Source organism: Streptomyces viridochromogenes DSM 40736, from assembly GCF_000158955.1.
In the GTDB taxonomy this organism is placed as follows: domain Bacteria; phylum Actinomycetota; class Actinomycetes; order Streptomycetales; family Streptomycetaceae; genus Streptomyces; species Streptomyces venetus.
In genome coordinates this window covers 7,794,869-7,810,860 of sequence record NZ_GG657757.1, presented here as the reverse complement: position 1 = coordinate 7,810,860, position 15,992 = coordinate 7,794,869, and the positions used below count along the sequence as shown (strand labels likewise).

The following is a 15,992-nucleotide window of genomic DNA, read 5'->3' as shown; positions in this document are numbered from 1 at the left end:
AGCCGGCGCGGCCGCATCAAGATCGCCGCCGTGCCCACCCCGGTCTCGCTGCGGGCCGCCCCTCGAAAAGCGACAACGTCCTCACCCGGCAGGGGGCCGTCCTGGGAGCTGGACAACTCGGGTGCGGGACGAGAGCCTGCCCGTGGCGGAGGGGGCGCGCCAGACCCTGGTGGAGGTCGCGGGCTATTTATCATTTCGCCAGATCGCCGCTCTGGCACACCGCGCCCTGCGCGAGATACACCTCGCGCCGTCCCCGGACCGCCTGGACTTCGGCCTGGTGCCGAGGGGCTCGCCTTCGCAGGAGAAGTCCGTGACCCTGCAGGGCCCGCCGCTGGCCAGGCACTGCGTGGCCCAGCCCGCCCAGCCGTGGCTGCGCGTCGAGCCGGCCGCGGACGGCCTCCGGGTCCATGTCGACACGGCCGCCGAAGGGCGGCTGTCCGGAGAGATCACGCTGAAGGGCGTGGCCGACGAGGCGGTGATCCACGTCGAGGCCGTGGTGGGGCCGGCGCACGAGTCCGCACCCCCCGCCGGGCCCGACGTCGAGGCCCCGCCCCGCCCACCGCGACAGCGTGTGCCGGGCCAGGGAGCGCACGACCAGGAAACGGCGATCGTCGAGCCCCCGCCTTCCCGGCCGCCCGCGCGCGAGCCCGCGACTCCCCCGCCCTCCGCGCACACGCCCGCGACGTCCCCGCCCTCCGCGCGCAGGCCCGCGACCTCGCCACCCTCCGCGCGCAGGCCCGCGACATCCCCGCCCCCCGGGCGCAAGCCCCCGACCTCACCACCCCCGAGGACCCGCACACCGGCCCGGGGGCAGACCCGCCCCCTCGCCCCTGCCCTCGCCGGCACCGCCCTCGCCCTCGCCGTCACCGCGGTCATCACGCTCGTCATAGCCGTACAGGCCGCGGCGGTGGCCGTCGCGGAACGGAGCGACGAGGGGGTCGACGGCAACATCGAGGACAACCTGCAGGCCCACGGAGCGTTCACGCCGCTCATCCTGTCGCTGATCACCGCCGCGCTCGCCCTGGTCGTCGGCGTGCTCGCCCGGCGCGAGCTGGGACAACGGCGGGACCTCTACTCCGAGCGGGCCGCCGGCGGCACACGGACCCTGACCTCGGTCGCCAAGGGGCTGGCGATCCCGGTGCTGGTCCTGGCCGTCCTCATGGGCATCGCCTACCTGGTGGGCAGCGGCTCCTGGTGACTACTTCAGCAGCCGGGACATCCTGCGGTCCGCCAGCGGCTTGCCACCGGTCTGGCAGGTCGGGCAGTACTGGAGCGAGGAGTCGCTGAAGGACACCTCGCGGATGGTGTCGCCGCACACCGGGCAGGGCTCGCCGGCACGGCCGTGGACCCGCAGGCCGCTCTTCTTCTCGGCCTTCAGGCGGCCGGCCGCGACCCCCCTGGAGCGCTCGACCGCGTCGGTGAGGGTGTCGCGCAGGGCCGCGTACAGCCGCCCCGTCTCCGCCGCGCTCAGGGACGCGGCCAGTTTGAAGGGCGACATCTTCGCCGCGTGCAGGATCTCGTCGCTGTAGGCGTTGCCCACACCCGCGATCAGGCTCTGGTCGCGCAACGCGCCCTTGAGCTGACGCCGTTCACCGGCCAGGAGCTCCGCGAGGCGCCGCTCGTCGAAGTCGTCGGCCAGCGGGTCCGGGCCGAGCCGGGCGACGCCCGGGACCTCCTGCGGGTCCTCCACGACGTACACCGCGAGCCGCTTCTGGGTGCCGGCCTCGGTCAGGTCGAAGCCGGCGCCGGTCTCCAGGGCCGCACGCAGCGCGAGGGGGCCCTTGCCGGGGCGGGGCGGGCCGTCCGGGAGGCGATCCTTCCACTGGAGCCACCCGGCGCGGGCCAGGTGGGTCACGAGGTGCGGGCCGTCCGCGGTCGCGATGTCGAGGAACTTGCCGTACCGGCGTACGGCGGCGACCTCGTGGCCCTCGACGGCGGACAGCGGCGGGTCGAACGTCTTCAGCACGCTGATCGCGACGGGCAGCACGCGGACGATCTGGTGGCCGACGAGGTGCTCGGTCAGGAAGTCCTTGAGCGCCTCGACCTCGGGGAGTTCCGGCATGGGTCCAGAGTGCCACCAGGAGGGCCGTAGTGCCCCGACAGGCAATGTTCGCCCCGTCGCGACGCCCGGCACGCTCCCCCGAGCTCTTCGAGCAGGGGGCACCCCCACTCGCCGCACCGGACGCCGCTCCTCGACGGGCGAACGTCGCCCGCCGCGGCACTAGTCGCGTCCGGGCACCACGAACTCGCACCACACGGCCTTGCCGCCGCCCCGGGCCTCCACGCCCCACACGTCGGTGAGCAGGTCGACCAGCAGCAGGCCCCGCCCGGACACGCCCGACTCGCCCGCCTCGCGACGGCGCGGCAGGGCGCTGGAGGAGTCCTCGACCTCGACGCGCAGCCGGCGCTCGGAGCCGGTGAGGGCCCGCAGGGTGACGATCGCGGAGCCCTCGGTGTGCATCAGGGCGTTGGTGATCAGCTCGTCGGCGACCAGTTCGATCTCGTCGGCGCGGTCCCGGGCGCCCCAGGTGCCGACCGCGGTGCGGATCATGTGGCGGGCCTCGGTCAGGGCCGCCGGGTCGCCGGGCGCCACGTGCCGCTGGAGCCGGCCGCCGTACTGCGGGCCGTCGGGGCCGCGCCGGCGCAGCAGGAGCAGCGCCACGTCGTCGTCGCCGCCGCGTTCGGCGGCCACGTCGATGAGCCGGTCGGCGAGGTCCCGTACGTCGTCGGGGCCGGTGGCGACGAGCGCGGTCAGGGTGCGCATGCCGTCGTCGAGGTCGGCGCCGGGCTGCTCCACCAGGCCGTCGGTGCACAGCAGCAGGGTGTCGCCGGGGTCGAGCTCCAGGGTGGCCACGGGGTAGTCGAGGCGGCCGAACTCGGCGGACAGGCCGAGCGGCAGTCCGCCCGGGACGGTGGCCCGGCGGCAGCTGCCGTCGGTGTGGCGCACGAGCGGATCGATGTGGCCGGCCCGGACCATCTGGAGGACGCCCGTGGTCAGGTCGGCCTCCGCGTAGAGGCAGGTGGCGGACCGGTCGGTGTCGAGTTCGTGCAGGAAGACGGAGGCGCGGGCCATCACGGCGGCCGGGGTGTGCCCCTCGGCGGCGTAGGCGCGCAGCACGATGCGCAACTGGCCCATGACGGCGGCCGCGTGCGTGTCGTGGCCCTGGACGTCGCCGATGACGGCGCCGACCCGGCCGCCGGGCAGCGGGATCAGGTCGTACCAGTCGCCGCCGATGTCACGGCCGACGGAGCCGCCGATGGTGGCGGCGCGGTAGCGGACGGCCACGTCGGCCCCGGGCACGCTCGGGATGGTCCGGGGCAGCATGGCCTGCTGGAGGCCCTGCGCGAGATCCATCTCCTGCTCGTAGAACATCGCCCGCTGCATGCTCTGCGCGATGCTGCTGCCGAGGGCGACGAGGACATCGCGCTCCTCGGAGGTGAAGCCTCGCCGGTCGCTGTAGAGCAGGCCCATCGCGCCGATGGGCCGGGCCTGGACGATGAGCGGCAGATAGGCGGCCGACGTGATGTTCAGGTCGGTGAGGTGCGGCCCACCAGCACCCGGATAGCGCTCGGCGAACTTCCTCCGGCGACTCGATGAAGCAGGGGCCGAGGGTCCGTACGGCCTCGCTCATCTTGGTAGGGCTCGTCGATCCGGGTGACCCGGGTGCCGGGGACGAAGCTGCCCACGGGCCCCTCGGCGACCAGGCGGATGCGGTCGGCCTCGACCAGGCCCATGACGAGGCTGGTGGCACCCAGGTGGGTCACGCCGTGGGTGTCCTTGAGGACGTCGATGACGTCCTGGACGGTGCGGGCGTGGGCGAGGGCGGCCGTGGTGAGTTCGACGACGCTGGCCTGCTGCCGGCGGGCCCCGTCCTGGGCGGCCTGGCCGAGGCGGGCGTCGCTGTCGCCGAGCTCCTGGGTGGCGTCCCGGATGATGCCGATGATGCGGCGGGGGCGTCCGGTGTCGTCGCGCCGGATGTAGCCCTGGGTGTGGGTCCAGCGCAGCGTGCCGTCGCGGCGGCGGAGACGGAAGTAGGCGCCATAGTTCTCGCTGCCGTCCTTCAGGGCCTGGGAGACGGCCGTGTCCAGACGCCGGGCCTCGTCGGGCGGGACGCGCTTGGAGAGGGTCTCGGGGTGGTCGTCGTACTCATCGGGGCGCACGTCGAAGACCGCGTGGGCCTGGGCGTCCATCGCCATCAGGCCGGTGTCCAGATCCCAGTCGAAGCTGCCCATCCGGTTGAGCGCGAGGATCGGGTCCGGCTGGGCGGGCCAGTCGTCCGGGGGTGACAGGGCGCTCGCTCCCCGATCAGCCATGGGCCCACCTTGCCAGGATTCGTCCGATTCTTCGACCGGATGCGCCGAGTCTACGGGCCTCTCGGCGGCACCGGTCCCCTTCTGTTGGTCAAGACCCCCGCGGGGGTGCCGGGCGGACCGTCCGCGGCGTTCGGTTCACTCGCCCGGGGTACGCGTCCGGAGCGGTGGTACACGGAGCGTGACACTGGGGTCCGGCGCCGCACCGGGAGGAGCACACGGCAGTGGACTGGTTCACCGCATCCGAGTACTGGCTGAGCCGGCTGGTCTTCCAGCGGGCGCTGGCCGGCGTGTACCTGGTCGCGTTCCTGACGGCCGCGTTGCAGTTCCGGGCGCTGATCGGGCGGCGCGGCATGCTGCCGGTGCCGCGGTTCGTCGAACGCGTACCGTTCAAGCGCGCGCCGAGCCTGTTCCAGCTGCACTACTCGGACCGCTTCTTCGCGCTCTGCGCCTGGGCGGGGTGCGCGGTGTCGGCGGCGCTGCTGGCCGGGGTGGACTCGCTGCTGCCGCTGTGGGGCGGCATGCTGCTGTGGCTGGTGCCGTGGGTGCTGTACCTGTCGATCGTCAACGTGGGGCAGACCTGGTACTCGTTCGGCTGGGAGTCGCTGCTGCTGGAGGTCGGCTTCCTCGCCGTGTTCCTCGGCAACGACGAGGTGGCGCCCCCGGTCGTCGTGCTGTTCCTGCTGCGCTGGATCCTGTTCCGGGTGGAGTTCGGCGCCGGGCTGATCAAGATGCGCGGGGACGAGTGCTGGCGGAAGCTGACCTGCCTGGACCACCATCACGAGACCCAGCCGATGCCGGGCCCGCTGAGCTGGTTCTTCCATCATCTGCCCGGGCCGGCGCACCGCGTCGAGGTGGCCGCGAACCACGTCACCCAGCTCGTGGTGCCGTTCCTGCTGTTCGCCCCGCAGCCCGTCGCGACGGCCGCCGCCGCACTGATGATCGTCACCCAGCTGTGGCTGGTGCTGTCGGGCAACTTCGCCTGGCTGAACTGGATCACGATCGTGCTGGCCCTGCCGGTGGTGCGCTTCCCGGCCGATCCGCCGGAGGTGCCCGGCGCTCCGCTGTGGTACGTGGTCGTGGTCCTCGCGGTGGCGGCGCTGCTGCTGGGCCTCAGCTACCAGCCGGTGCGCAACATGGTCTCCCGCCGCCAGGTGATGAACCGCTCCTTCGACCCGCTCCACCTGGTGAACACCTACGGGGCGTTCGGCAGTGTGAGCCGGGTCCGCCACGAGGTGGTGGTCGAGGGCACCCGGGACGACGTGCCGCGTGCGGACTCGGACTGGCGTGAGTACGAGTTCAAGGGCAAGCCGGGCGATCCGCGGCGCTGGCCGCGCCAGTTCGCGCCCTATCATCTGCGGCTCGACTGGCTGATGTGGTTCGCGGCCCTCTCCCCCGCCTACGCCGACTCCTGGTTCGGCACGTTCGTGGAGCGCCTCCTGGAGAACGACCGGGACACGCTGAAGCTGCTGCGCCGCTCGCCGTTCCCGCCGGACGAGCCCCCGCGCTATGTGCGCGCCCGGCTGTTCCGCTACCGATACACGACGTGGCGCGAGCTGCGGGAGACGGGCGCGTGCTGGGAGCGGACGTTCGTGCGGGAGTACCTGCCGCCGACGCGGCTGGCGAAGACCGCTCAGAGGCCGTAGACGCGGGTGGCCGTGGTCGTGAGGATCTGCTCGTGTTCGGGTGGGGACGTCAGCTCGCGGGTGAGGTCGAGGGTGCCGCCGTAGGCGACGCCGAGCGTGCAGACCGGCCAGTCCGAGCCGTACATCAGACGGTCCGGTCCGAGGGCCTCCAGCGCCACCTCGGCGTACGGGCGCAGGTCCGCCACGGTCCAGGAGGCGACATCGGCCTCGGTGACCAGGCCGGAGAGTTTGGCGACGGTGTTGGGCAGGGCGGCGAGGGCGCGCAGGTCCGACGCCCAGGGTTCGAGGGTGCCGGCGGCGACGGGCGGTTTGCCCAGGTGGTCGAGGACGAAGGTGAGGCCGGGCAGGGCGGCGGCCGCTCGCGCGCAGGCCGGGAGCTGGTGCGGCAGGACGACGAGGTCGTAGACGAGTCCGGCGTCGGCGACGGCGGCCAGCCCCCGCTGGACGTCCGGGCGCAGCAGCCATTCCGGGTCGGGTTCGCCCTGGACCTGGTGGCGGATGCCCTTGAGGTACCGCCCGCCGGGGAGTTCCCGCAGCCGGGCCAGTTCGCCGGCGACGTCGGGGCGGGTGAGGTCGGTCCAGCCGACGACACCCGCGATCAGCTCGTGCGCCTCGGCCAGGGCCAGGAACTCCGGGGTCTCCTCGGGCACGGTGACGGTCTGGACGAGGACCGTGCGGCCCACTCCGGCGGCCCTCGCCTCGGGGTCGAGGTCGTCGATCGTGAAGTCGCGGCGCAGTGGGCTGAGTTCGGGGCCGGTGATCCAGTCCTGGTCCCGTACGGACAGGTCCCACACATGGTGGTGGGCGTCGACCACGGTCATGACGGCAGCTCCCACACCACGGGCAGACCGGCGTCCGCGCCCTCGCCGGAGGAGTCGTGCACGACCTCCAGCAGTTCCGCCCTACGGGCCTGCCAGGCGACGTTCACGGGCAGTTCCTCCAGTGCGGCGAGGAGACGGGCGTAGTTCTCGCGCTCCAGGACGTGGAACAGGTCGGCGCCTCCCCCAAGCTCTCGGCTTCGCTCGAGCAGGGGCCCCCATCGCCAGATCGTCCAGGAGGTGGCACCGGCGGCGCGGATGGCGTCGGTGAGTTCCTCGGGGACTGCGCGGTGGGCGGCTTCGTACGCGGCGACACGGTCGGCTCGGACCTTGGTGTGCAGGGCGACTCTCATGACGGCTCCTTGGACGTCTCCTCGGAGGGGACGGGGGCGTCGGCGGGCAGCAGGCCCTTGGCGCGCAGCTCCTGCCAGAAGCCGTCCGGCACGTGGGCGGCGAACTGGTGGGCGCAGTCGCGCACTTCGTGCGCCGAGCGGGCACCGACGAGGACGCTCGCGACGGCCGGGTGGGCGGCGCAGAAGGCCAGGGCGGCGGCGCGCAGCGTGGTGCCGTGGCGGTGGGCGACGGACTTCAGCCGCAGGGCCCGCTCGACCAACTCGGACGGTGCCGCCGTGTAGTTGTACGTGGCGCCGGGCTTGGGGTTAGCCAGCAGGCCGGAGTTGAAGGCGCCGCCGATGACGACGGACACGCCGCGCTCGTGTGCGGCGGGCAGCAGGCCGGTGAGGGCGCTCTGGTCGAGCAGGGTGTAGCGCCCGGCGCAGAGCACCACGTCGACGTCGGTGTCGCGGACGAAGCGGGTGAGCATCTCGGCCTGGTTCATCCCGGCGCCGATCGCGCCGACCACGCCCTCGGAACGGAGCTTCTCCAGGGCCGGGTAGCCCTCGCGGAAGGCCCACTCGGCGTGCTCGTCCGGGTCGTGGAGGTAGACGACGTCCACCCGGTCGAGGCCGAGGCGTTCCAGGCTGGACTCCAGGGTGCGGCGGATGCCGTCGGCGCTGAAGTCCCAGACGCGCCGGTGGGTGGCGGGTACGGCGAATCCGCCCGCGAGGTCGTCGCCGGTGCCGTCCGCGGGCTCCAGGCGGCGGCCCACCTTGGTGGAGACGGTGTACCGGTCGCGGGGGTGCTCGCGCAGGGCGGCGCCGAGGCGGCGTTCGGACAGGCCGAGGCCGTAGTGCGGGGCGGTGTCGAAGTAGCGGACGCCCCGCTGCCAGGCGGCCTCCACGGCCTCGTGGGCCTGGGCCTCGCCGACCTCGGTGTACAGGTTGCCGATGGCGGCGGCGCCGAAGGACAGGGCGCTGACCTCGACGCCGCTGCCGCCGAGCCGGTTCACCGGGCCACCGGGCGCAGCCGCAGGCCCTGCATGCCGCCGTCGACGGCGAGCGCGGTGCCCGTGGTGGCGCCGGACAGGGGGCTCGCCAGGTAGGCGATGGCGCCGGCGACCTCGGCGGCGGCGACCAGCCGTCCGGTGGGCTGGCGGGCCTCCAGGGCCGCGCGTTCGGCGGCCGGGTCGGGGGCGGCGTCCAGGAGGCGGCCGACCCAGGGGGTGTCGACCGTGCCCGGGTTGACGCAGTTGACGCGGATGCCCTCGCGGACGTGGTCGGCGGCCATGGCGAGGGTGAGGGAGTACACGGCCCCCTTGGTGGCGCTGTACAGGGCGCGCTGCGGCAGGCCCGCGGTGGCGGCGATGGAGCAGGTGTTGACGATCGCGGCGTGCGCGGAGGAGCGCAGGTGGGGCAGGCAGGCGCGGGTGGTGCGGACCATGCCGACGACGTTGACGTCGTAGACGCGGTGCCAGTCGTCGTCGGGGTTGTCCTCGACGGTGCCCTGGGCGCCGATGCCCGCGTTGTTGACCAGGATGTCGAGCCCGCCGAGGTCGGCGACCGCGGCCGCCACGGCCTGGCGCACGGACGCGTCGTCGGTGACGTCCGCGCGGTGGGCGAGCAGTGGCCTGCCGACCGGCGACGGGTCCAGGTCGAGGACGGCGACCTGGGCGCCGCGCTCGGCCAGGAGGTCGGCGGTGGCCCGGCCGATGCCGGAGGCGCCGCCCGTCACCAGGGCTTTGAGGCCCTCGAAGTCGCTCATGCGGACTGACCCTTCTTCCGCTCGTCGAGGTCGGCGGCCCAGAACTCGCCGCCCGGGTAGGTGTAGCGCGCCAGCGACTCGGGACGCATGGCGGCCGAGAAGCCCGGCGCGGTCGGTGCCGTGTAATGACCTTCGCGGATGACCACCGGGTCGAGGAAGTGGTCGTGCAGATGATCGACGTATTCGATGACCCGGTCCTCGGTGGTTCCGGACAGGGCCACATAGTCGAACATCGACAGGTGCTGGACGAGTTCGCACAGGCCGACACCGCCCGCGTGCGGGCAGACCGGGACGCCGAACTTGGCCGCGAGCAGCAGGATCGCGAGGTTCTCGGGGACGCCGCCGACACGGGCCGCGTCGATCTGGACGACGTCGAGCGCGCCGGCCTGGAGGAGTTGTTTGAAGACGATCCGGTTCTGCACGTGCTCGCCGGTGGCGACCTTCACGGGGGCGACGGCGCGGCGGACCGCCGCGTGGCCGAGGATGTCGTCGGGACTGGTCGGTTCCTCGATCCAGTACGGGTCGAACTCGGCGAGGGCCTTGGTCCAGCGGATCGCCTCGTCGACATCCCAGCGCTGGTTGGCGTCGACGGCCATGCGCAGGTCGGGGCCGATGACGGACCGGGCGACGCGGCAGCGGCGGATGTCGTCGTCGAGGTCGGCGCCGACCTTGAGCTTGATCTGCCGGAAGCCGTCGGCGACGGCCTGGGCGGCGAGCCGGGTGAGCTTGTCGTCGTCGTAGCCGAGCCAGCCGGGCGAGGTGGTGTAGGCCGGGTAGCCGCGCTCCAGGAGCCGGGCGGTGCGCTCCTCGGCGCCCTGTCCGCCCTGGCGCAGGAGGGTCAGGGCCTCCTCGGGGGTGAGGGCGTCGGTGAGGTAGCGGAAGTCGATCTGGCGCACCAGCCATTCGGGCTCGGCCTCGGCGAGCAGCCGCCACAGCGGCAGGCCGGCACGCTTGGCCGCGAGGTCCCACACGGCGTTGACGACCGCGCCGATCGCCATGTGCATCACGCCCTTCTCGGGCCCGAGCCAGCGCAGCTGGCTGTCGCCGATCAGGTCGCGGTTGAGGGTGGACGGGTCGGCGCACAGGTCGTCGACGGAGCGGCCGAGCAGGTGTCCGCGGAGTGCGTCGATCGCGGCGACCTGCACGTCGTTGCCCCGCCCGATGGTGAAGGCGAATCCGTGCCCCTCGTGCCCGTCGGCCGCGTCGGTGCGCAGGACGACGTAGGCCGCCGAGTAGTCGGGGTCCGGGTTCATCGCGTCGGAGCCGTCGAGCTCGCGCGAGGTGGGGAAGCGGATGTCGTGGGTGTCGACCGCGGTGATGCGGGCGGGCGTCGGGGACACGGGGGGCCTTTCGGTTGCAGGGGCGGGGGCGTCAGTCCTGGGCCCGGCCGGTGGTGACCCGGGCGATCATGAGGGCGACCAGGATGATCCCGCCGTAGATGGCCTGGATCCAGAACGACGGCACCTGGGCGAGGGTGAGCAGGTTCTGCACGACCCCCAGAAGGAGTACGCCGGTCAGGGCGCCGAACATGGTGCCCTTGCCGCCGTCGAGGGCGATGCCGCCGATCACCGCGGCCGCGAACACGGTGAAGATCATGTTCTGGCCCTGGTTGGCGCTGATCGCGCCGACGTACCCGGTCTGCATGATGCCGCCGACCGCGGCGAGGACACCCGCGACGACGAACACGCCGAGCATGACCCGTTCCACCCGGATGCCCGCCGCCCGGGCCGCGTCCGCGTTGCCGCCGATGGCGTACAGGGCGCGCCCGACGCGGTGGTACTTCAGGACCAGCCCGGCGACGGAGAAGGCGAGCGCGGCCACCCACACCGACAGCGGGACGGTGAGGAAGGTGGTGGTCGCCAGCGAGTAGAAGCTGTCGGGCATCCCGAACAGCGTCTTGCCCTTGGTGGCGCCGACCAGCAGGCCGCGCAGCACGATCAGAATCGCGAGCGTCACGATGAACGCGTTGAGCTTGAACTTCACGACCAGGACGCCGTTGAAGGCGCCGACGGCCGCGCCGGCCACCAGGACGGCCGGCAGTGCGAGTGCGGCGGGGAGTTCGGTGCCCCAGCCGGACTGGGCGGCGGGCAGCACGAGCAGCGCGCCGACGGCGGGCGCGATGCCGACGACCGATTCCAGGGACAGGTCGAACTTGCCGGTGATCAGTACGAGCGACTCGGCGAGCACGACCATGGCGAGGGCGGCGGAGGCGCCGAGGATCGAGATGAGGTTGCGCTCGGTGAGGAACGAGTCGTTGACCACCGCGCCGAGCACGAGGAGGAGCAACAGGGCGGGGACGAGGGCGAGTTCGCGGGCCCGGCGGAGCAGGACTGCCTTGGCGGCGCGCGGGTCGGTGGCTCGCGCGGGCGCGAGCGGCGGGGCCGCCTTGGTGTCAGCCATGGTCCACTCCTTCGATGGAGGCGATGAGCTCGTGGTCGCGCCAGCCCGCCCGGTGCTCGGCGACGACCCGGCCGTGGAAGAGGACGAGGACGCGGTCGCAGCGCCTGAGGTCGTCGAGTTCGTCGGAGACGACGAGCACGGCGGTGCCGTCGTCGCGGGCGCTGTCGACCCGGGCGAGCAGGGACTCCTTGGACTTCACGTCGACGCCCGCGGTGGGGTTGACGAGGACGAGGAGCCGGGGGTCGGAGGCGAGGGCCCGGGCCATGACGACTTTCTGCGCGTTGCCGCCGGACAGGTCGGAGACGGGCTGGTCGGGTCCCGCGGCGTGGATGTCGAGGCGTTCGATCAGGGCGGTGGCGACATCGCGCTTGGTGTCGGTGCCGACGAAGCCGAAGCGGCCGAGCCGGTCCAGGACGCTGAGGGTGGCGTTGTCGCCGATGGACATGCCGAAGACCAGGCCCTGGTCGTGCCGGTCGCGGGGGACGAAGCCGACGCCGGCCTTCAGCGTGGCCTGGACGTCGCCGAACGGCAGCGGCGTGCCGTCGATGCGGGCCGTGCCGCTCGTGGGAGTGTGCAGCCCGGTGAAGGACTCGGCCAGCTCGATCTTGCCGCTGGCGCTGGAACCGGCGAGTCCGACGACCTCGCCGCGGCGGACGGTGAGGTCGATGTCCCGGTACGCCGGTGAGGTGAGCCCACGGACATCGAGGAGCACGGGGGCGTCGCGGTCGTCGTCCCCGGGGTCCACGGCCTGCTCGGCGAGGACCTCGATCGACTCCCCGGCCATGGCCTCCACCAGGTCCCGGCGCGGGAGGTCGGCGACCGGCGCGGTGGTGATCCAGCGGGCGTCGCGCAGGACCGTGACGGTCTGGCAGACCTCGTACACCTCCTGGAGGTGATGCGAGATGAACAGGAAGGTGACGCCCGAGTCCTGGAGGGCCCGCATACGGCTGAACAGCCGCTCGATCTCCCGGTTGTCGAGCTGGGCGGTGGGTTCGTCGAGGATGATGAAGCGGGCGCCGAAGCTCAGGGCCCGGGCGATCTCGACCATCTGCCGGTCCTCGACCTTGAGGTCGGCGGTGCGGGCGTCGGGGTCGACACGCACGTCCCAGGTGTCGAGGAGCCGGGCCGCCTCGGCCTTCAGGCGGCGCCAGCTGATGAACCCCCGCTTGAGCGGCTGACGGTTGATGAACAGGTTCTCCGCGACGGTCAGTTCGGGGACGACGGTCGGGTGCTGGTAGACGCAGGCGACCTTGGCGCGCCAGGCGTCGCGGTCGGTGAGCGGGGGCGCGGGGTCGCCGTCGAAGCGGACGGCGCCCTCGTCGGGTGCCTCGAGACCGGTGAGGATCCTGACGAGTGTCGACTTGCCTGCGCCGTTGCGGCCGACGAGGGCGTGGGACTCGCCGGGCAGGACGGCGAGCCGGCCGTCGGCGAGGGCGGTGGTGGGGCCGTACCGCTTGACGACGCCGCGCGCTTCAACCAGTGGGGCGCTCATTTGACCGTGTTGCCCCAGAGCTTGGGGTCGTCGACGTTGTCCTTCGTCACCAGCGGCGCGGGCAACTGGTCCTCCAGGATGCCGCTGGGCAGCTTGACGATGGTCGAGTCGTGGTCGGTCGGGCCGGGCTTGAAGGTCTTCCCTGCCATCGCCGCCTTGATGTAGTACATGCCGTACTTGGCGTAGGCGTCGGCGGGCTGGGAGACGGTCGCGTCGATCTCGCCCTTGCGGATCGCGTCGAACTCCTGCGGGATGCCGTCGTTGGAGACGACGGTGATGTGGCCCTTCTGCCCGGCCTTCTTCAGCATGCCCTTGGACTTGAGGGTCTGGAGGGTCGGTGCGAGATACACACCGCCCGCCTGCATGTAGATGCCCTTGATGTCGGGGTTGGCGTTGAGGAGGGTGTCGAGTTTGGAGGCCGCGGTGTCGGACTCCCACTTGGCGGGGATCTCCAGGACCTTCAGCTTCGGGAAGTTCTTCTTCGCGCAGGTGCGGAACGCCTCGGAGCGGTCGCGGCCGTTGACCGAGGCGAGGTCGCCCATGATCTGCACGACCTTGCCGGAGGTGATGTGCTCGCCGAGGTACTGGCAGGCCTTCTCGCCGTACGCCACGTTGTTCGCCCGGACCACCATGGCGACCTTGCCCTTGTCGGGCGCCACGTCCACGGCGACGACCGGCACGCCCTTGCGTTCGGCCTGGTCGAGGCCCGCCTCGATGGCGGCACTGTCCAGCGGGGCGACGACCAGACCCTTGACGCCCTGGTTGAGCTGGTTGTTGATGTCGGTGATCTGCTGCGAGGGGTCGCTGTTGGAGTTGACCGTCTTCATCGCGTCGACGCCCTCGGATTTCGCCATCTTCGGCACGTAGTCGTTGTACGACTGCCAGAACGGCGAGGTCAGCAGGGGCAGGACGACCCCGACCTTGCCGCTGCCGCCACCACCGCCGGCCCCGGAGGCGCCGGTGTCCTTGGTGCTGCCGCACGCGGCGAGCACCAGCGAGGCTCCGGTGGCCAGGACCACCGCGCCGAGGATCCGGGACGTGTTCCGCTTCCGCACTGTGCTTGCGGGCATCTCAGGGGGCTCCCATCGACCGGGTGTTCCAGCAGATGCCGCATACTTATCAGACCACTCCCCCGCCAGAACACCCCGCGACGTCAGATTTCCGCGTTCCCGGCTCATAGTGGTCCGACCACCCTGCTGGTTAGACTGCGCCGGAGCGCGTGATCGGAGGAACGGCGTGGACGACGAGACAGCCCCGCAGAAGGGCACCGTGACCCAGCGCGCCATCGAGCGGATCAAGGCGATGATCGGCGAGGGCCTGCTGGAGCCGGGACAGCGGCTGCCGACCGAACGGGACCTGGCCGCCCAGCTCGGCATCTCCCGCAGCTCGATGCGGGAGGCGATCCGCGCGCTCACCGTGCTGGGCGTGCTGGAGGCCCGGCACGGGTCGGGCATCTACGTGACCCTGCTGGAGGCCGGCGACCTGCTGGAGACCTTCGGTGTGGTGGCGGACCTGTCGCGCGGTCCGCGCCTGGTGGAACTGCTGGAGGTACGGCGGATCCTGGAGTCGACGGCGACGGCGCTGGCCGCCGCCCGTATCAGCGAGGAACAGCTCGCCGAGGTCGAGCGGCACCTGGCGGCGATGAACGCCACGGACGATCCGGAGGAGATCATCGCCCACGACCTGGCCTTCCACCGTGTGATCGCGGCGGCGGCGGGCAACGACACCATGGCCGCGATCCTGGAGGGCCTGTCGTCACGGACCTTCCGGGCCCGCGTCTGGCGCGGCTACCAGGAGGAGGGCGCCTTCGCCCGCACCCGCCGCGAACACGCGGCGATCCACCGCGCCCTGGCCGCCCACGACCCGGAGGCGGCCCGCGCGGCGGCGGCCGCTCACGTGGGCGAGGTGGAGGAGTGGATGCGAGCGCAGCTCGGGCCCTAGGACCGGCCCAGGGCCCGGTGGGTCGCCGCTACTTGAACTGGCCGGGCCGGTAGTCCCCGGCGGGCTGCTGGAGGACGACGTTCAGCCGGTTCGCCGCGTTCATGAAGGCGATCAGGGTCACCAGCGCCATCAGCTGGTCCTCGTCGTAGTGCTTGACGGCCCGCTCCCAGACCTCGTCCGGGACCCCGCCGGCCCCGTCCGCGATACGCGTTGCCTGCTCGGCCAGCTCCAGCGCGGCCCGCTCGGCCTCGGTGAAGACGGTGGCCTCCCGCCACCCCGCGACCAGATGCAGACGTACGGAGGACTCGCCCGCGGCGCCGGCCTCCTTGGTGTGCATGTCGATGCAGACCGCGCACCCGTTGATCTGGCTGACACGCAGCGAGACCAGTTCCCGGGTCGCGGCCGGCAGCGGTGACTCCACCACCAGCCGCCCCACGGAGGTGAACTGCTTGACGAGCTTGCCGGCACTCGCGGTGGCGAAGGGGTCCAGACGCGCGCTCATGATGAGCTCCTCTGTCGTTGTCGGTGCGTACACCCCTATGAGTCGGCGGCTCCCCACGATGTGACATCGACCCATGTGACCTGCGCCACGAACCCGTCAGACCCGGGACCGGTACAGCCCGAACTCGGCGATGCGCACGGGACCTCGCGCCCCGGTCACCCGCACCCGCGACCGCCGGGCGCGCACGGCGGCGGGCAGTGGCAGGATGCGGCTCGCGCCGATCACCCCTGCCCGGGCCACCTCCGTCCAGCCCCCATCGCGATACACCTCCACCACGAAGGCCTCGACCTGCTGACCGTGCCGGATGTCCTCCCTCCCCCAGCCGGACCCGGTCCACCTCCCGCTCCCGGCCGAGGTCGACGGTGCCCCGGCCGGGCGAGGCCACGGTCCGGGCGCCGTGGCGCAGACGCCGACCCCCGTGTTCCCTGTGGCGCGGCACGTCGACGGTGCGTCCGGCGGGGGCGCGGTCATCCTGCGCCAGGAGCTGGAGGAGGGTCCGGGTGCCGTAGAGGGCGTCGGTCTCGGTCGCGCCGGTGACCGAGAGCCGTGGGCCCGCATGGAGTTCGTAGCCCTCCGGGCCGAGCGCTCTCCTGCCCGGCCTGATGTCGACGACGATGTCACCGGCCCGGGCGGCTCCCCCGGCGACAGGGACCGTACCGTGGCCGGGTGTTCCGGCCGTAGGCGTAACTGCCGGGTTCCGGGGACCAGTCGGTGAGTGCGGGCACGGTGACCGGTGTTCGGGGCCTGTCCCGCGCGACCGCCGGAGCCGCCGGTGCCGCGGT

The 15,992-nt window shown here is 72.6% G+C and carries 14 protein-coding genes and 2 pseudogenes; 3 read left to right on the top strand and 13 right to left on the bottom strand.

The features are described from left to right. Positions 1-121 precede the first annotated feature (121 nt). Positions 122-1,198, top strand: a complete 1,077-nt coding sequence (locus tag SSQG_RS43235) for a hypothetical protein (RefSeq protein WP_039934227.1) — start codon at positions 122-124, stop codon at positions 1,196-1,198. Here SSQG_RS43235 and SSQG_RS34145 read toward each other — a convergent pair whose 3' ends face one another. Both SSQG_RS34145 and SSQG_RS34140 read right to left on the bottom strand, forming a co-directional pair. Further along, the gene (locus SSQG_RS34145; RefSeq protein ID WP_003994547.1) at positions 1,199-2,062 is read right to left on the bottom strand and encodes an Fpg/Nei family DNA glycosylase; all 864 of its coding nucleotides are present in this window, start codon (positions 2,060-2,062) and stop codon (positions 1,199-1,201) included. 159 nt (positions 2,063-2,221) lie between these two features. Continuing rightward, a pseudogene (locus SSQG_RS34140) lies at positions 2,222-4,314 on the bottom strand (SpoIIE family protein phosphatase). Between the two features lie 221 nt (positions 4,315-4,535). Between SSQG_RS34140 and SSQG_RS34135 the strand changes: the two are divergent. Beyond that, entirely contained in the window at positions 4,536-5,957 is a 1,422-nt protein-coding gene (locus SSQG_RS34135; protein WP_003994545.1) for a lipase maturation factor family protein, read from the top strand. Here SSQG_RS34135 and SSQG_RS34130 read toward each other — a convergent pair. Genes SSQG_RS34130 through SSQG_RS34095 form a run of 8 tightly spaced genes read right to left on the bottom strand, consistent with a single transcriptional unit; the run spans position 5,945 to position 13,837 of the window. Then, on the bottom strand, positions 5,945-6,778 hold the full coding sequence (locus SSQG_RS34130) for an amidohydrolase family protein (protein WP_039934226.1): 834 nt from the start codon (positions 6,776-6,778) through the stop codon (positions 5,945-5,947). The two genes, SSQG_RS34135 and SSQG_RS34130, sit on opposite strands and share 13 nt — an antisense overlap. After that, positions 6,775-7,128 carry an L-rhamnose mutarotase gene (locus tag SSQG_RS34125; RefSeq protein ID WP_003994543.1) on the bottom strand — a complete coding sequence of 118 codons (354 nt, stop codon included), beginning with the start codon at positions 7,126-7,128 and terminating at the stop codon, positions 6,775-6,777. Before SSQG_RS34125 ends, SSQG_RS34130 begins: the two co-directional genes overlap by 4 nt. Further along, positions 7,125-8,123 carry an aldo/keto reductase gene (locus SSQG_RS34120; protein WP_003994542.1) on the bottom strand — a complete coding sequence of 333 codons (999 nt, stop codon included), beginning with the start codon at positions 8,121-8,123 and terminating at the stop codon, positions 7,125-7,127. Before SSQG_RS34120 ends, SSQG_RS34125 begins: the two co-directional genes overlap by 4 nt. Continuing rightward, positions 8,120-8,875: an SDR family NAD(P)-dependent oxidoreductase gene (locus tag SSQG_RS34115; protein WP_003994541.1), complete on the bottom strand. Its 756-nt coding sequence runs from the start codon at positions 8,873-8,875 to the stop codon at positions 8,120-8,122. Before SSQG_RS34115 ends, SSQG_RS34120 begins: the two co-directional genes overlap by 4 nt. Continuing rightward, positions 8,872-10,215, bottom strand: a complete 1,344-nt coding sequence (locus SSQG_RS34110; protein WP_003994540.1) for an L-fuconate dehydratase — start codon at positions 10,213-10,215, stop codon at positions 8,872-8,874. Before SSQG_RS34110 ends, SSQG_RS34115 begins: the two co-directional genes overlap by 4 nt. A 31-nt stretch (positions 10,216-10,246) precedes the next feature. Continuing rightward, entirely contained in the window at positions 10,247-11,275 is a 1,029-nt protein-coding gene (locus SSQG_RS34105; protein WP_003994539.1) for an ABC transporter permease, read from the bottom strand. Then, the gene (locus SSQG_RS34100) at positions 11,268-12,767 is read right to left on the bottom strand and encodes a sugar ABC transporter ATP-binding protein (RefSeq protein ID WP_039934224.1); all 1,500 of its coding nucleotides are present in this window, start codon (positions 12,765-12,767) and stop codon (positions 11,268-11,270) included. The genes SSQG_RS34105 and SSQG_RS34100 overlap by 8 nt, the downstream gene beginning before the upstream one ends. Further along, positions 12,764-13,837, bottom strand: a complete 1,074-nt coding sequence (locus tag SSQG_RS34095; RefSeq protein WP_039934222.1) for a sugar ABC transporter substrate-binding protein — start codon at positions 13,835-13,837, stop codon at positions 12,764-12,766. Before SSQG_RS34095 ends, SSQG_RS34100 begins: the two co-directional genes overlap by 4 nt. A 166-nt stretch (positions 13,838-14,003) precedes the next feature. Between SSQG_RS34095 and SSQG_RS34090 the strand changes: the two genes are divergently transcribed. Next, complete coding sequence (locus SSQG_RS34090; RefSeq protein WP_003994536.1) at positions 14,004-14,708, top strand: FadR/GntR family transcriptional regulator; 705 nt, start codon at positions 14,004-14,006, stop codon at positions 14,706-14,708. A 28-nt stretch (positions 14,709-14,736) separates the two neighbouring features. On the opposite strand, the gene SSQG_RS34085 is transcribed toward SSQG_RS34090, so the two are convergent. The 3 genes and pseudogenes from SSQG_RS34085 to SSQG_RS43790 all read right to left on the bottom strand — a co-directional run. Then, a complete protein-coding gene (locus tag SSQG_RS34085) occupies positions 14,737-15,210 on the bottom strand; it encodes a carboxymuconolactone decarboxylase family protein (protein ID WP_003994535.1) in 474 nt (157 codons plus the stop codon). A gap of 96 nt (positions 15,211-15,306) precedes the next feature. After that, positions 15,307-15,486, bottom strand: coding sequence for a hypothetical protein (locus SSQG_RS43795; RefSeq protein ID WP_003994534.1), 180 nt, complete (start codon positions 15,484-15,486; stop codon positions 15,307-15,309). Between the two features lie 223 nt (positions 15,487-15,709). Beyond that, a pseudogene (locus SSQG_RS43790) lies at positions 15,710-15,814 on the bottom strand (hypothetical protein); the annotation flags it as partial. Between the last annotated feature and the right edge of the window lie 178 nt (positions 15,815-15,992).

Bases quoted from the DNA above. Each gene is read 5' to 3' on its own strand.
- SSQG_RS34145 (WP_003994547.1), bottom strand. From the start codon at position 2,062: ATGCCGGAACTCCCCGAGGTCGAGGCGCTCAAGGACTTCCTGACCGAG.
- SSQG_RS34130 (WP_039934226.1), bottom strand. From the start codon at position 6,778: ATGACCGTGGTCGACGCCCACCACCATGTGTGGGACCTGTCCGTACGG.
- SSQG_RS34125 (WP_003994543.1), bottom strand. From the start codon at position 7,128: ATGAGAGTCGCCCTGCACACCAAGGTCCGAGCCGACCGTGTCGCCGCG.
- SSQG_RS34115 (WP_003994541.1), bottom strand. From the start codon at position 8,875: ATGAGCGACTTCGAGGGCCTCAAAGCCCTGGTGACGGGCGGCGCCTCC.
- SSQG_RS34105 (WP_003994539.1), bottom strand. From the start codon at position 11,275: ATGGCTGACACCAAGGCGGCCCCGCCGCTCGCGCCCGCGCGAGCCACC.
- SSQG_RS34100 (WP_039934224.1), bottom strand. From the start codon at position 12,767: ATGAGCGCCCCACTGGTTGAAGCGCGCGGCGTCGTCAAGCGGTACGGC.
- SSQG_RS34095 (WP_039934222.1), bottom strand. From the start codon at position 13,837: ATGCCCGCAAGCACAGTGCGGAAGCGGAACACGTCCCGGATCCTCGGC.
- SSQG_RS34085 (WP_003994535.1), bottom strand. From the start codon at position 15,210: ATGAGCGCGCGTCTGGACCCCTTCGCCACCGCGAGTGCCGGCAAGCTC.